Genomic DNA, 15,351 nt, shown 5'->3' with positions numbered 1-15,351 from the left:
ACTGTGTCTGTCAGGCACAATAAATACTGCCAAAATGAACACACTGTTATTTCATGGTGAAACAATAAAAGGCGTGAAAATGCAAAACCTCGAGCCTGTCCTCATATTCATAACGGTAGCTGAGATGGGGAGCTTCACCCGCGCGGCCGATAGTTTGGGTATTCAAAAGGGAAGGGCCTCCACGGTAGTCCGGAAGCTGGAAGAAGAGGTCGGTGTCAGGCTTCTTCATCGGACTACGCGCAGCGTGCAGTTGACGGAGGACGGGCGCGTATTTCATTCCCGTGCCCGTGATCTGCTTGCTGAAGTCGATGACCTGCACTCAATGTTTGCTGGTGACCGCGTGGCACTCCGCGGGCGTTTACGGGTCGACCTTCCCACCGAGGTAGCGCGCACAACGATCGTGCCGGCCTTGCCTGACTTCATGGCAGCTCATCCTTATCTGGAGCTGGAAATGTCAAGTACGGATCGACAAGTCGATTTGGTTCAAGAGGGGTTCGACTGTGTCTTGCGGCTTGGACCTGTCAGGGACGAAACGCTGGTTGCACGCCCCCTGGGCCTGTTACGGATGGTCAATGCTGCGAGTCCTGCTTATCTGGCGCGCTATGGCATCCCGCGATCGCTGGAAGACCTGCGGCGTCAGGAACATCGGACAGTTCATTTTTCGACAATGCTGGGCTCAAGGCCTTACGGATGGGAATATCCGGACGGTGACAGTTTCGCGACATTACAGTTGCCAGGTGCGCTACACGTCAACAGCGCGCAGACATATGATGCCGCTGCCCTTGCCGGTCTTGGTTTGATTCAGGCACCACTCCTGGGGATTGGACAATACTTTACGAGTGGTGCGCTTGTGGAGATCATGCCTGATTTTCGTCGCCGGGCGCTTCCGGTGTCTCTCATCGTTGCACATCGGGGCAACCTGTCGCGCCGGGTGCGCGTATTCATGAAGTGGATGGAAGAGATACTGAAGCCTTACCTGGAATAGGAAAACGAACACTTTGTCCGGATCCGGACATAAAAATGTTGAATCACTCGCTGCCCTCAAGGACAGACAATGTTTAAATATAAGCACGATTCCAGGGGCTCGAATAAGGTGTGCAATGGTTGAATTAGTGTCAGAACACGAAAACACCCCCACGGCAACACCTGTTACTGGCGTTGCTGTCGATTATCCCAGCGGTCATATGATCCCTGCGCATAGTCATCAGCGTTCGCAACTGGTCTATGCGGTTGAAGGGGTGCTCGTTATTGAAACGGATGTTGGCCGTTGGGTTGTCCCTCCGAGCCGGGGCGTGTGGCTGATAGCGGGCGTCAGTCACACCGTGCGGATGCGCGGTGTGGCACGAATGCGCAGTATTTTCGTCGATCAAGATGCTATTCCCGGATTACCTGACGTTGACTGCGTTATCGAGATTTCACCTCTGTTACGTGAATTGATCCTTGCTGCAACTCAGGTCATAGGCCATTACGATTTGGAAAGCCGGGACGGGCGTTTGATGCGTTTTATCCTCGATGAGTTATGTTCTTTGCCGGTGTTGCCTTTCAATCTTCCCTGGCCAACGGATGCGCGCATATTGCGTGTCTGCCAGACATTGTCCGACGATCCCGCCAATAGCCGCGCCGCCGATGACTGGGCCGCAGATTTAGCGATGAGCGCCAAGACATTTCATCGTCAGTTTCAGCGGCAAACCGGCATCACGTTCGGGCGCTGGCGGCAGCAGGCACGCCTGCTTTTGTCACTCGAAAGCCTGGCTCAAGGCATGCCGATTGTACAGGTGGCTCTGCAGCACGGTTACGAAAGCCAAAGCGCTTTTGCCGCTGCCTTTAAACGCCAGTTTGGATTGCGGCCTTCTGAGTTTTATCGCTAACAATCAGGTTTTGCGCAAAAAGAACCCAGCCAGCACGCAGATCAGCATTGCCAGGCCGGCAATGTAAAAAGCATCACTGTAGGCCAGCAGCAGGGCGTCACGACGCACGATCTGATCAATCAACCCCAAAGCCTGCTGGCGCAATCTTGCCGCCCCCGCGCTATACAGAGCGGTGGCGTGATCGAGATGAACGTGTGAGAGCATGTTGACTGTCTCGACCAGCCGTTCCTGCGTTGCCTGAGCAAAAGAGGTAACCGATTCGCCAATGCGCTGCGCATGCAGTTTTTCACGCTCAACCACGATCTGGCTGGAAAGGGCGATACCGATGGCTCCGCCTATGTTGCGCACCATCGAAAAAAGCCCCGATGCCGAGCCCACCTGATCCTTTTCCAGGCCCTGAATTGCCATCACTCCCAATGCCACCACCACTAACGATTGCCCGATGCCGCGCACGATCAACGAAGGAACAATGACGTTATAAGCCGCATCGGGATTGAGGTGAATGTTCATCAGACAGCCGAGGCCGGTAATCAGGAATCCGGCCACGATCGCGGTGCGGGCGCTGGTCCAGCGCATCAGCCGGGGCGTAGCGAACGACATGATAAATTGAATGATGCCATAAGGGATCATCATTGCCCCGATCTGGCTGGCGTTGTAACCGTGAACTTCGGCGAAATAGTTAGGCACCAGAAACACCACGCCAAACACCACTGCGCCGAAGCAAAACTGCATCAGGCTGGCGAGACCGAAATTATAACGGCCCAGTAAGCGCAAATTAATAAACGGCGTCTTGCTCTTAAGCTCCGCGTAAATAAAACCAGCAATACCTGTTACGGCCAGCAAGGTGCAATTGACGATAAAAGACGAAGCAAACCAGTCCGCGCGCCCGCCTTCCTCCAGCATGATTTGCAACGAGGAAAGGCCAACCGCCATGGTGATAATTCCCCACCAGTCTCCCTGTTTGAGTTTCTCAAGCCTCATCGGCTGCGGTTTGACCGACCAGCCAATGGCGGCCAGCAGCAATATCCCAGGGGGCACTTGCAGATAAAATATCCAGCGCCATGAATAGGCATCGGTTAACCAGCCGCCCAGTGAAGGGCCTGCCGCCTGGGCGACATTGTTAGCCACCGCAAACAGCGCCATGCCGAGAGAATGCTTGTGGGAGGGCAATTCGCCGACGATAAGCTGAAATGACAAGGGGATCAGCACGCCGCCAAACGCGCCCTGCAATGCACGTGCGAGGATCATGGTCTGAATATTGGGGGCCAGCGAGCAGGCCATGGAAAAGAGTATGAATCCGGATGTCCCTGCCATCAGGACGCGGCGCATGGAAAATATCGAGACTAACCAACCGGTTATCGGGATGATGATGATTTCGGCCACCAGATAGGCGGTGGTGATCCAGGAGCCCTCTTCAAAGGTGGCACCCAGCGAACCCCGTACATCGGGTAATGAGGCGTTGGTGACATGTACATTCATGCCTGCCATAAAACAGCCGACGACGCTGCCCAATACGGCCACCCAAGTGCGTAACGAGATTTTGTCTGTGCCGGGCAGAACAGTCGCCTCGCTTGATATATGGCTACTCATGACGAGTGTCCACCGTGACCATCACCGACATTCCGGGGCGAACCTGCTCCACTCTTGTCTGACCGGCATCAAGGCGGATCCGCACCGGCATCCGCTGGACTATTTTGGTAAAGTTTCCGGTGGCGTTATCCGGGGGAAGCAGCGCAAATTGAGCTCCGGACGCAGGGGAAAAGCTTTCGACCTTACCCTTGAAAACCTGTCCACCAAACGCATCTACCTGTACCTCGGCAGGTTGGTCAACCTGCATATGGTCAATTTGCGTTTCCTTAAAGTTGGCAACCACGTAAGTATTACCGGGAACCACGGAAAGCAGCGGGGAACCCGTTTCGGCATATTGACCAGCCCGCAACGCATGCTCGCCCACAGTGCCGTTGATCGGACTGACAATCCGGGTGCTCGCCAGATTAATGCGTGCGATCGTCAGTATGGCCTGCGCTTGCGTCAGCATGGCTTTCGCCTTGTCCCGCTCGGCCTCGGTAGCCTGTTGGCTGCTAGCGAGTACGGACAGCGCCTGCTGCTGACTGGCGAGCCGCGCCTGGGCCTGCGCCAGTTGTGCGACGGTTTTACGGGCATCCGCGTCAGACGATTCTACCTGCTGGGCGCTACTGATGTTTTGCCGGGCCAGGCGATGCTGGCGCCGGTCCTCCAGTGCCGCGCGATTTGATTCTGCAGCGGCGGCGCGGACGGCGGCTTGCGCTTCTGCAATCAGACTTATCTGCTGTTGTTGGCGGGCGGCCAGATTGGCGATACGGGCCTGTTTCACGTCATTTTCGGCAACCGCCGCCGCGACGGCGGCTTCGGCAAGTTCAACTTTGGCCTGAAAATCACGGGGATCGATTCGGGCCAGTAGCTGACCGGCTTTCACCGGTTGATTGTCCTGAACCGCCACCGCAACTAAATAGCCGTTAATGCGGGGCGCCAGCGTGACAATGTCGGCGCGTGCATAGGCATCATCGGTCTCGATCATCCAGCGGCCGGTGGTCCACCAGTAAATTCCCCAGGCCAGTATCAACAGGGTGAACAACAGGATGCCGGCCAGCGTGCGGGGCCGGGGTTTTGCACGTCGGACAGCAAAAACTGGCTGTTTAGCAGACGAAGTATTTTCGGTCATTACTATGATTCTCTTTTAAAAACAGGAGGAAATAAAATGCTGGAAACGATTTTTGACCGCTGAGGTGCCGGGATCACCACCGAGGGAGCCTGCTGCCACCCGCCACCCAGGGCTTTAAATAAAGTCACCTGAGCATCAATAAGCCGCGTATTTGCGCGCGCCAACTCACTCTGAACGGCGACGTCGTTACGTTGACTGTCGAGATAGTCGAGAGCGGTTGTCGCACCGTCCTGATAGGCAAGCGTCGATAGCCTCAGCGCGTGTCGACTGTTTTCGGCAGCCTGTTGAAGGAGTTTTTGTTGCTGCAGGGCAGAGTCATAGCCTGTCAGGCTCACCTGTACCTCTTTCAGCGCCGTCAAAATCGTGCCGTCAAAATGCGCGAGTGCCGCACTCTCTTTGGCTCCGGCCTGAGCGATACGCGCCCGGGCCGCAGTGATGTTAGGGAAGGACCATGAGATCAGCGGTCCGATGCTCCAGACCGTGGCACCTTCCTTTCCCCAATCTTCAGGCTGGTGAGCGGAGCTGAGCATGCTGGCCCCCAGTGAAATCTGCGGATAGAGATCGGCGGTCGCCACGCGGATGTTGGCCGTTGCGGCGGTAAGCTGTTGTTGTGCCTCGCGCACATCGGGGCGACGGCGTAACAGGGCTAAACCTTCGCTGTCCGGCAACCCGCGGTACGCCAGCGTTGGCGGTTTTTGGCAGACAAGCGCTTGTTCGGGAGGACTGGAAGGTAGACGGCCCATTAAAACCGCGAGTTCAGCAAGTACACGCTGTCGTTTGGCTTTCAACACTGGCAGTTCGGTGCGGGTCTGGTAGACCAAACCCTGAGCTCGAACCACACCCGGCATGGCACCGGCCCCGGATTTATGCAGCGCTTCGGTAATCTGCTGCTCTTGCACAACCAGCGCCAAAGTCTGTTGAGCAATACCGATCCGTTGACCATAGCTACAAGCGCTGAGCCAGGCCCGGGTTGTTTCGGCGGCAACCCACACCCGGACGCCGTCTTCTTCGGCCTGAACAGATTCGGCGTGTGCCTGTGCCGCGCTGGACTGTGAGCGCAGGCGGCCAAACAGGTCGAGCTCCCACTGCAGGCTCATGCCTGCGCTATAGCGGCTGCCGGTACGGATATTGTCGCTCTGGCCTAACGCCGCTTCAATCTGATCGTCCAGCGAACTGCCATATCCCCCGTCGGCAGTTAAGCTTGTGTCGGGCAGTTTTTGCGCATCGGTTTCGCGTTGAAGCGCACGGACTGCGAGAAGGTTGGCTGCTGCGACACGAAGATCGCGATTATTGCGCAATGCTTCCCCGACGGCATGATTTAACGCAGGATCCTGATACAAAGCCCACCACTGATCAGGTGTGGGGGAATTGTCAGACAGAGTTGATGTTATGGGTAAAGTCGTGAGGGGAGGCCGATCTGGTCCCACAGCGCAACCGGCAGATAACAACGGAATTAAGACAATGGTTAGCCTTCTGATTATTAACATGTGTCACACTCTTAATGAGAATGCGACTAGATTACCCATTGTTAATTTGTCTTTATGTCGAGGAATTGACTTTTGTTATCGCAAAATGGTCATTTTCAGCGTAAACAAATCAGCGATATATTTAACGATGATTTTTGGTCGTCGCCCGTCCCTGGCATAAGTACTGCTTCAGAGCTGACAAGCCTGCCAGGCTGCCATGTACAGCGACCGAAGCACGGGTAGTCATTTCGCTTTAGGCGGACTGGAGCCGGTGGCAACAAAAGAGAGCTTAAAGGCGTAGTGATTTTTGGCACTAACATCATGGTAATTGCAGGCAGAATAAGTGCTAGCCTCAATAAGACGATTGATTACGATTATTCTCAGTGACCATAAAAAAGTAAATCGTCTTGGTGAGGTCGTGATAGCTTAATTATTGAATGTAGTTGAGATTTAAAAAGAGAGCTTACTCTTTAACAAGACTTGATGATGAGTTTTTTATTTAAGGTAAACACCAAGGGCGCTGAGGGACCTTGACATGAAAACGTTAGATAGATTGACCAACAGGTACAGGCCATGAGAATCGGAAACTTTGGAAGGTTTAGCGGATGGTTTTAAGCTGCGGATTTTAGTGTCGTTCAGAGACATAGGGTGGCCACTCCATAATCGAACTGAAATGACCCCAAATCAGACTATCAATCTTGCCCGATGCGGAGGGGAGAAAGAAAATGCATTGGGGAGACTTTTCACGCTAACTTGTTGAATCTAAATCGTATAAAGATTCGTGAAGATGCATGAAAACATAAATATGGCTCCTCTGACTGGACTCGAACCAGTGACATACGGATTAACAGTCCGCCGTTCTACCGACTGAACTACAGAGGAATCGTGTGAACGGCCGGAATCATAACGACCTGCCGGGAGCATGTCAAAGGGCGATTACGCATTCTGTGACTGTTTGCTTACAGAATGCGCAATTGCTTGAGTTTTTTGCAGATTTATTGGCTCTTTGGCGGATAGGGCGGCAGCGATCGGCGTGCGGCTGCCGCAATGATCGCCGGTCAGTTGCAGTCGCGCAGCGCCCGTCGCGCTTCTCTCGGCGTGGGCGGGTTTGTCTGCCCGTGAGTTGCATCACACATTTGCTCGCGCAACCCCGCCATGATAGCCAGTTCAAGCTAACTCACTAAAAATACACATAATAGGGACAGGCGGGATGAAAAGAAAAACGTTACTGCTGTGCTTGCCTATGCTGTTCAGCGCCTCGGCGCTGGCCGAGACAGAAGGCTATCAACTGGAACAGGTATTGGTGATGAGCCGCCACAACCTGCGCGCACCGTTGGCCAACAACGGCAGCGTACTGGCGAACGCCACGCCGCAGGCCTGGCCAGCGTGGGATACGCCCGGAGGCCTGCTGACCACCAAGGGCGGGGTGCTGGAAGTGTATATGGGCCATTATTTTAACGCCTGGCTCAAGCAAACCGGCCTGCTGCCAGCGGAGGGCTGCCCGGCGCAAGACAGCGTATACGTTTATGCCAACAGCCTGCAACGCACGGTAGCGACCGCGCAGTTCTTTACCAACGGTGCGTTCCCCGGCTGTGACGTGGCGGTGCATCATCAGGCGAAAATGGGCGAAATGGACCCGACCTTTAACCCGATCATCACCGATAACAGTGAAAAGTTTAACCAGCAGGCGCTAAAAGCGATGAACGCCAAACTGGACTCATTGCAGTTGGACGCCGCCTATCGTCAGTTGGCGAGCATTATCGATTATCAGGATTCTAATGCCTGCAAAACCGACCGCCAGTGCGATTTGACCGCCGAAGCGAGCAAGATGAGCGCGGTGCCGGGCAAGGAGCCGGGGGTAGCGGGGCCGTTAAAGGTGGGCAATTCGCTGGTTGATGCCTTTATGCTGCAATATTACGAAGGTTTCCCGCTGACGCAGGTGGCGTGGGGTAAAGTGACCACGCCTGAGCAGTGGCGCCAACTGGCACAGCTGAAAGACGGTTATCAGGATTCGCTGTTCACCTCATCGGTAGTGGCACAGAACGTCGCCAAACCGCTGCTGACTTACATTGATTCGGCGCTGAATGGCACCGATAAAGCCCATTCGCCGAAATTGACCGTATTGGTCGGCCACGATTCCAACATTGCTTCACTGCTGTCGGCGATGAAGTTCAAGCCGTATCAGTTACCGAACCAATATGAGAAAACGCCAATCGGCGGTAAACTGGTGTTCCAGCGTTGGCATGATGCCAAACAGGATCGGGATTTGCTGAAAATCGAGTACGTCTATCAATCCACCGAACAGCTGCGTAACGCCGACAAACTGACGCTGGAGCACCCGCCGCAGCGCGTGACGCTGGCACTGGAAGGCTGCCCTATCGATAAACAGGGTTATTGCGCCTGGAGCGACTTCAAGAAAACCATGCAAGAGATGTTGTAACGCTGCCTGCCCCTTTCCCCAGCGGGACGGGGGCATTACACTGGGGGCATTGCCCGTTCATCTGGTTTCTACGTGTCTGCCTGTTTCCTTAACGATATTCAATGGCTGAACTTCAGCGATTACCCCGGCCACGCGATCCGCGGCCGTTTCAGCGTGGCCGAGTACCACGACTCCCTGTTTTCCCACTTTGCGGTGCCGTTTCCGGCACATCTGTCTGCGGCAGTGGCCAAGCGGCGGGCGGAGTATCTGGCCGGACGCTGTCTGGCACGGCAGGCATTGGCGCAGTTGGATCATCACGGCGTTATCGTCACTACCGGTGACCATCGTGCCCCGGTCTGGCCGTCGGGTATCGCCGGTGCGCTAAGCCACAATGTTGACACGGTGCTGTGTGCGGTACAGCGGGAACATGGTCTTGGCGGCGTCGGGCTAGATGTCGAAACGCTGATGTCGCAACAGCGCGCAGCGCAACTGTGGCAAGCGATAGTCTCGACGCAAGAGCATGCCTGGCTACAACGCCAGCCGGTAGCCTTTCCTCATTTGCTGACGCTGGTGTTCTCCGCCAAGGAAAGCCTGTTTAAGGCGCTGTATCCGCAGGTGCAGCGTTACTTTGATTTTCTTGATGCGCGTACGGTGGCGGTTGACTGGCAGGCGCAAACGCTGGAGCTGGAATTGCTGACGACGCTGACGGCGCATTGTCCGGCGGGGCGACGATTTAGCGGACAATTCTTGCTTGATGGTGACACTGTAACTACGTTTATTCACTTATAATTCAAATTGATATGTGATTTTTTTACCTGGTGTGTTCGAGACTGGACAACGGTATTTTTAGCGCTAAAATAAGCACTGGATATATAAACAGGTGTTTGGCAATGACGCTCGATCTTTTTGAAGATGCGCTGCCGCCACCGTGGCGTGAAGAGATTGCGCCCGGCGCGGTAGTGCTGCATGGGTTTGTCCGTGACCACGGCCCCGAACTGCTGGCGGCGGTGCAGAGCGTGGTGGCACAGGTACCATGGCGGCACATGACCACCCCCGGCGGCTATACCATGTCGGTGGCCATGAGCTGGTGCGGCAACGGCTGGACCAGTGACAGCCGTGGCTATCGTTATTCCGCGCGCGACTCGCGCAGCGGCAAACGCTGGCCGCCGATCCCCGACATCCTGATGGCGCTGGCCGACGAAGCCGCGTTGCAGGCCGGTTTTGGCCATTACGTGCCGGATTCCTGTCTGATGAACCGTTACGATCCCGGCAGCAAACTGTCATTGCACCAGGATAAGGACGAGCATGATTTTGGTTCGCCCATCGTCTCGGTGTCGTTGGGGCTACCGGCGGTATTCCAGTTCGGCGGCTTGCAGCGCAGCGATAAAACCCGGCGTATTCCGTTGGCGCATGGCGACGTGGTGGTGTGGGGCGGTCCGTCGCGGCTGTGTTTTCATGGCATTATGCCGGTAAAAGAGGGCTACCACTCGCTGGTGGGGCCGCACCGCATCAACATCACTTTGCGCAAGGCGCTTTAAGCTGCGGCTCCGCTGCCAGGCAGCTGACGATATAATCGATAAACACCCGCAATTTTGCCGGCAGGTGTTGGGTCGGCGCGTACAGTAGCCACAAGCCCCCCTGATAACTGCTAAGAAAATCCCAATCCGCCAGCACCTGAACCACCTCGCCCTTGGCCAGCGCCTGTCGTGCGGTAAAGTACGGCAGGCTGCCAATGCCGATATGCTGGCGCACTGCGTCCAGTCGCACCCCGGTGTGATTGGCGGCATAGCGGCCGCCCACCTTGACCGTTACCGTTTTACCGGCGCGGCGGAACTTCCAGCGGGCGTCGTTCGGCGTTTCTCCCAGGTAAATACAGCTGTGCTGCGCCAGATCCTGTGGTTGCTGCGGCGTGCCGTGCTGTGCCAGATAATGCGGCGTGGCGCACAGCAGGTGATCGACGGTCATCAACTGGCGGCCAATCAGGCCCGGCGAGGGTCGATCGGTAATGCGCAGTGCCAGGTCGACCCGGTCGTCAATCAAATCCATATAGCGGTCTTCCAGTCGCAGACGCACGTCGACCTGCGGATAACGTCGCAGAAATTCCGGCATGTGTGGGTGCAGCACAAAGTGGCCAACCGCCTTCGGCACGCTGACGCTGACCAGACCTTCCGGTTCTGCGCTGCCTTGCCCGCAGACCGTCATGGCGGCATTGGCGGCCGCCAGCATCTGCTGGCAATGTTGAAAAACCGCCTCGCCCTGTTCGCTGAGGCGCAGTTTGCGGGTGGTGCGATGCAGCAAACGCAGGTTCAACGCCTGTTCCAGTTTGCTGACGCTGCGGCTGATGGCCGACGGCGTGGCGCCCAGTCGGCGGGCGGCGGCGGAAAAACTGCCGCTTTCCACCACCTGAGCAAACACTGCCATTTCGGCCAGCAGCGGTGAGGTTTGATTTGTGATCACAGCGCAAAAGTCCATTCAGTTGACGACGGATTATCAGTTAATTATGACATGAATATAATAGCGGTATCGTGAAGAAGGAGAAACCAATGACCGAACGACGCTATTACTACAGTGATGATCTGCAGTTGACCGCGCAACTGCTGGCCTGTAACGCGCTGGATGACGGCAATTACGCCGTGGTGCTGGATGCGACCCTGTTCCACCCGCAGGGCGGAGGGCAACCGTCGGACAGCGGCTGGCTGAACGGCGTGCCGCTGTTGCGATTGCAGCAACAGGATGAGCAGGTGCTGCATGTGATCGACCGGCCGCTACCGTTGGGGCCGGTCACGCTGACTATCGACCCAGCGCAGCGCGCGTTGCATGCGCGCTGGCATTCCGCCGGTCATCTGATTGGCGGGCTGGGGGAGCGGCAGGGGTGGCAACCGGTCAAGGCTCACCATTGGCCGGGAGAGGGGCGTATCACCTTTGCACCCGGTAGCGGTGCAAAAACCGTGGAACCGGCGTGGCTGCAAGCCGAACTGGCGCAGTTGATTGCGCGGGATCTGCCGCGCGTGCAGCAGGCGGAAAATGGCATGCGTAAGGTGGGGTTTGGCGAATTGCCGGCCTATGGCTGCGGCGGCACCCATGTGGCTTCGTTGGCGGAGCTGGGGCAGGTGCAGATTACGGCGGTAAAAATGAAGAAAGGCCAACTGGTGGTGCAGTATCATCTTGTCTGAACAGCCGCGATGGGGTTATTTAGCCGACCCGGCATGGCGTAGCAGGGTGCAGAAGCCGCATTGACAGCCGGCAACCGGCTGTGTGCTACAGCTGCCCATGCTGACCGCTTGCATATCCATGGCGTGAAAACCGTAAAACCGGCCTTCAAAGGCGTTTTCAGCCGAGTTGGTTTGCGCCGGCTGCGGCGCGGCAACCTGCGCCTGAAAGGCCATCGCCTTACCGGCCAGCAGGGTTAACAGCAATGCGCTTAGCTGTGGTTTCATCGTCTGTCCCTCGGTTTTTTTGATACATTATAACAAAATAATCCGCCTGCCAAGCCATCCCGCGGTTCCAGCCCCGCTTGCATGTCGGCAGGGGGCCGGGCGAGAGAGAAAACGCTTACAGCATATGTTCGGTACGGGCGATGATATCGTCCTGGGCGTCTGGTGACAGCGCGGTAAAGAACGCCGAGTAGCCTGCCACGCGCACCACCAGGTCACGATACTGGTCCGGGTGCTGCTTTGCGTCCAGCAGAGTATCACGCGAGACGATGTTATATTGAATATGCCAGCCTTTATGTACCTCAAAGAAGGTGCGCAGCAGCGCCATCAACTTCTGGCGATCGCTGTGGTTATCCAGCGTCGCCGGATTCAGCTTCTGATTCAGCAATACCCCGCCAAGAATAGATCCCGTTTGCAGTTTGCCCACCGAGCCAATCACGGCGGTGGGGCCGAGATGGTCGGTGCCTGACGCCGGGCTTGCACCTTCCGCCAGCGGCGTATGCGCCTTGCGTCCATCCGGCGTGGCCATGGTGGCGGCGCCAAACGGCACGTTGGCGGAAATGGAAGAGGTGCCTGCGTAATAATTGCCGCCGATCGGGCCGCGCCCATAACGCGGATTGTGGTACTGCTTTAACTCATCGATATACGTCTGGTAGGCGCGAACCAGCAGGGCGTCAACGCTGTCTTCGTCATTGCCGTATTTTGGCGCGCCGTTAATCAGACGCTGGCGCAGCTGCTCGTGGCTCAGTCCGTCGAAATCTTGCGCCAGTGCGGTTGCCAACTGCTGCTGTCCAATCGCGCCCTGCTCGAAGACCAGTTTTTTCACCGCTGCCAGGCTGTTGCCGAGGTTGGCGATGCCGACCTGCAAGCCCGATACCCAGTCGTACTTGGCGCCGCCCTGTTTGATGCTCTTCGCACGCTCAATGCAGTCGTCCACCAGCGCGGAACAGAGGATGTCATGCACGTTTTCTTCGAGCATGGTGTCGACCACATACTCAATTTCGATTGATTTGCGGGTGTAGTAGCGGATCTGGTTATCCCAGGCCGTGAGAACCTGGTCAAAATTAACGAAGTTGCCTCTGGAAAGCGCCTTCTCCTGCGGCAGGAATACCTCGCCACTGGTGGCGTCGCGCCCCCCCTCCATCGCAGCCAGCATCACCCGGGCGAAGTTGATAAAGCTCATACCGGTACAGCGGTAGCCCCATTTACCACCGACCGCGGTTTCGATGCAGCCAATAGCGGCATAGTCGTAAGCATCCTGCTTCTCGATGCCCAGTTTGATAAATTCCGGGATAACGATTTCGTCGTTATTGAACGCCGGCATGCCAAAACCGCAGCGGATCACCTGCACGCAGGCGTCGAGGAAGTCGTTACTGATGCCGGCGTGATAGCGCACGCTCAGATTGGGTTGAGTGGAGCGCAGCCGACCGCAGGACTCGAGAATAGCGTAAGAAAGCGGGTTGACCGCATCGATAGCCTGGTCGTTGACCAGCTTCTGGCCGCCGATGGTGACGTTCTGATACAACGGGCTGCCGGCCGAGGCCTTTGAGTGGGAGCCAGAGCGAATTTTATTGACCTCTAGCAGCTTCAGCCAGCAGCTGTGCAGCAGCTCGATGGCCTGCTCACGCTCAAGGGCATGCTCAAGTTCCACGTCGCGGCGATAGTACGGGTAGAGATACTGATCCATGCGGCCAAAGGAGACCGAATGCCCGTTGGACTCAATTTGCAGTATCAACTGGATGAAGTAGCACAGCTGCAGCGCCTGCCAGAAGGTGTTCGGCGGCTGGTGCGCGATAATGTCGCAGTTTTCGGCGATCGCCAGCAGTTCGTCGCGGCGCTTGGCACGGCTTTCTTGCGTCGCCATGCTGCGGGCCAGCGTGGCAAAACGCTGGATATGCTGGCTGACCGCTTGCAGAACGATATCAATCCCTTTGAGAAATTGGTCGCCATGCAGATCGTCCAACACCGTCAGATTGATGCGCGTGCGACGTTCGGTCACTTTTTCACGCAGGCCGTCGAGGCCTTGTTCCAGCAGCAGCGCGAAGTTAACCGCCAGATGCGCGTCGCCGGAGGTCATATTGCCTTCGGCTTTAATAATGCCGGTGGCCAGCAGCGCCTTTTGTTCGTCGGTGAACATGCCATAGCATTTGTCCTGTACCGTCTGCCCCCGCCACCATGGGCAAATCTGGTGCAGCACGCGCTTGTTCTCTTCGCTGACGGCAAAGCCGGCACCGGGCCTGTCGGCCAGATCGTCTATTTCCTTTTCAATCCAACTGACGGTGTATTCCGGGAAAATGGGGGCGGCGCGGACTTCACTGGCCTGGTTGCCGACAATCAACTCGTCGTGCTTGATCCAGATAGTGCGCTGCGCCAGGTGATGCGCCAGCGCCAGCGCGCGACGAAGTGGCATCGGCTTGTCCATATTCTGCTGATAAGCGCTGGTGTAATGCTGCGCTCGCTCGGTGCAGACCGGCGGTTTAACGATATGTACCAGCGCGTTTTTATGCGCCTTGATGCGGTCCGTCAGGGTGTCGAGCTGTAAAGTTGTCATTGTATTATCCTCGTAGGGTCGCGATCAGCCCTTTATCACCCGCGATGCGTTGGGCGAGCGCCAGCAGAGCCGGATCGGCAAGCGGTTTATCAGGAGCGAGATAGGGCAGGCTAAGCAGGGTGTACTTGTTCATACCGAGCGTGTGGTAGGGCAAAAAATGAATGTCGCGAACGTGCAGCACATTGGCTGCAAAATCGACGATCGCTTCAATTGATTCCCGGTCGGCGTTAAAACCGGGGATCAGCGGGACGCGCAGGGTGATCTGTTTTCCTGCGTCGGCAACGCGCCGCAGATTATCCAGTACGCGCTTGGCGGAGCCCTCGGTCCAGTGCAGGAATTTCGCCGCATCAACGTGCTTCAGATCGGCAAGGAACAGATCGATCCACGGCAGTGCCGGTTCGATGTATTTCCACGGCACGTGCAGACAGGTTTCTACGGCAGTGTGAATAGCATGTTGGCGGCTGGCTTTTAGCAAGCGCAGTGTCAGATCCGGGGTCATAAACGGTTCGCCACCGGAGAGTGTCATACCGCCGCCACTGCGGTCATAAAAGGGTTTATCGCGCAGGACGGTAGCCATGATTTCATCGGCGCTTTTCATTTCGCCGCAGACGGTCAGAGCCTGAGTGGGGCAGCAGTCGGTCAGCGCGTTCAGCTGCGCGGGGGCGAGTTTTTTACGCTGGATCACCAGCCCCTCCAGCGTCCGCACGATAACCTCCGGCGCCGCCTGTTGGCAGAGATCGCAGCCAGCAAGACACAGACGGGCGTCATACAGCAGCTCCGCTTCGTGGGCGCGGCTTTCCGGGTTTTGACACCAGCGGCAGCCCAGCGAGCAGCCTTTCATAAACACCACCGTGCGGATGCCAGGGCCGTCATGGGTGGAATAACGCTGAATATTAAAAATCATAATTCACT

13 protein-coding genes, 1 tRNA gene and 1 pseudogene are annotated in these 15,351 nt (G+C 56.6%); 6 read left to right on the top strand and 9 right to left on the bottom strand.

Going from position 1 to position 15,351, the window contains the following annotated elements; genetic code table 11:
* The first annotated feature begins 79 nt into the window (after positions 1-79).
* Both AC2AXP_RS10440 and AC2AXP_RS10435 read left to right on the top strand, forming a co-directional pair.
* Positions 80-985 carry a LysR family transcriptional regulator gene (locus AC2AXP_RS10440; protein ID WP_198773028.1) on the top strand — a complete coding sequence of 302 codons (906 nt, stop codon included), beginning with the start codon at positions 80-82 and terminating at the stop codon, positions 983-985.
* Between the two features lie 115 nt (positions 986-1,100).
* Positions 1,101-1,868, top strand: coding sequence for an AraC family transcriptional regulator (locus tag AC2AXP_RS10435; RefSeq protein ID WP_039991922.1), 768 nt, complete (start codon positions 1,101-1,103; stop codon positions 1,866-1,868).
* 3 nt (positions 1,869-1,871) lie between these two features.
* Here AC2AXP_RS10435 and AC2AXP_RS10430 read toward each other — a convergent pair whose 3' ends face one another.
* From AC2AXP_RS10430 to AC2AXP_RS10410, 5 genes and pseudogenes are all read right to left on the bottom strand, one after another.
* Entirely contained in the window at positions 1,872-3,458 is a 1,587-nt protein-coding gene (locus AC2AXP_RS10430; protein WP_198773000.1) for a DHA2 family efflux MFS transporter permease subunit, read from the bottom strand.
* Positions 3,451-4,569, bottom strand: a complete 1,119-nt coding sequence (locus AC2AXP_RS10425; RefSeq protein ID WP_004961052.1) for an HlyD family secretion protein — start codon at positions 4,567-4,569, stop codon at positions 3,451-3,453. The genes AC2AXP_RS10430 and AC2AXP_RS10425 overlap by 8 nt, the downstream gene beginning before the upstream one ends.
* Positions 4,570-4,571: 2 nt before the next feature.
* Positions 4,572-6,056 carry an efflux transporter outer membrane subunit gene (locus AC2AXP_RS10420; protein ID WP_198772999.1) on the bottom strand — a complete coding sequence of 495 codons (1,485 nt, stop codon included), beginning with the start codon at positions 6,054-6,056 and terminating at the stop codon, positions 4,572-4,574.
* Between the two features lie 531 nt (positions 6,057-6,587).
* Positions 6,588-6,680: pseudogene (locus AC2AXP_RS10415) on the bottom strand (Arm DNA-binding domain-containing protein); the annotation flags it as partial.
* Positions 6,681-6,841: 161 nt separating this feature from the next.
* Positions 6,842-6,917 (bottom strand) — tRNA-Asn (locus AC2AXP_RS10410).
* A 328-nt stretch (positions 6,918-7,245) separates the two neighbouring features.
* On the opposite strand from AC2AXP_RS10410, the gene agp reads away from it, so the two are divergent.
* From agp to alkB, 3 genes are all read left to right on the top strand, one after another.
* Positions 7,246-8,475: a bifunctional glucose-1-phosphatase/inositol phosphatase gene (gene agp / locus AC2AXP_RS10405; protein ID WP_004961056.1), complete on the top strand. Its 1,230-nt coding sequence runs from the start codon at positions 7,246-7,248 to the stop codon at positions 8,473-8,475.
* A 72-nt stretch (positions 8,476-8,547) separates the two neighbouring features.
* A complete protein-coding gene (locus tag AC2AXP_RS10400; RefSeq protein WP_004961058.1) occupies positions 8,548-9,243 on the top strand; it encodes a 4'-phosphopantetheinyl transferase family protein in 696 nt (231 codons plus the stop codon).
* Between the two features lie 101 nt (positions 9,244-9,344).
* Entirely contained in the window at positions 9,345-9,992 is a 648-nt protein-coding gene (gene alkB, locus AC2AXP_RS10395; RefSeq protein WP_004961060.1) for a DNA oxidative demethylase AlkB, read from the top strand.
* On the opposite strand, the gene AC2AXP_RS10390 is transcribed toward alkB, so the two are convergent.
* Complete coding sequence (locus AC2AXP_RS10390) at positions 9,970-10,926, bottom strand: LysR family transcriptional regulator (RefSeq protein WP_449145233.1); 957 nt, start codon at positions 10,924-10,926, stop codon at positions 9,970-9,972. The genes alkB and AC2AXP_RS10390 overlap by 23 nt on opposite strands.
* A 71-nt stretch (positions 10,927-10,997) precedes the next feature.
* On the opposite strand from AC2AXP_RS10390, the gene AC2AXP_RS10385 reads away from it, so the two are divergent.
* A complete protein-coding gene (locus AC2AXP_RS10385; protein WP_004961064.1) occupies positions 10,998-11,627 on the top strand; it encodes an alanyl-tRNA editing protein in 630 nt (209 codons plus the stop codon).
* A 15-nt stretch (positions 11,628-11,642) separates the two neighbouring features.
* Here AC2AXP_RS10385 and AC2AXP_RS10380 read toward each other — a convergent pair whose 3' ends face one another.
* From AC2AXP_RS10380 to AC2AXP_RS10370, 3 genes are all read right to left on the bottom strand, one after another.
* Positions 11,643-11,891: a hypothetical protein gene (locus tag AC2AXP_RS10380; RefSeq protein WP_198772997.1), complete on the bottom strand. Its 249-nt coding sequence runs from the start codon at positions 11,889-11,891 to the stop codon at positions 11,643-11,645.
* 115 nt (positions 11,892-12,006) lie between these two features.
* Entirely contained in the window at positions 12,007-14,439 is a 2,433-nt protein-coding gene (locus AC2AXP_RS10375) for a formate C-acetyltransferase/glycerol dehydratase family glycyl radical enzyme (protein WP_004961066.1), read from the bottom strand.
* 4 nt (positions 14,440-14,443) lie between these two features.
* Positions 14,444-15,343 carry a glycyl-radical enzyme activating protein gene (locus AC2AXP_RS10370; protein ID WP_484381625.1) on the bottom strand — a complete coding sequence of 300 codons (900 nt, stop codon included), beginning with the start codon at positions 15,341-15,343 and terminating at the stop codon, positions 14,444-14,446.
* Positions 15,344-15,351 lie beyond the last annotated feature (8 nt).

The organism is Serratia sp. Sp408, assembly GCF_057180665.1.
This window is presented reverse-complemented; position numbering and strand designations above follow the sequence as displayed.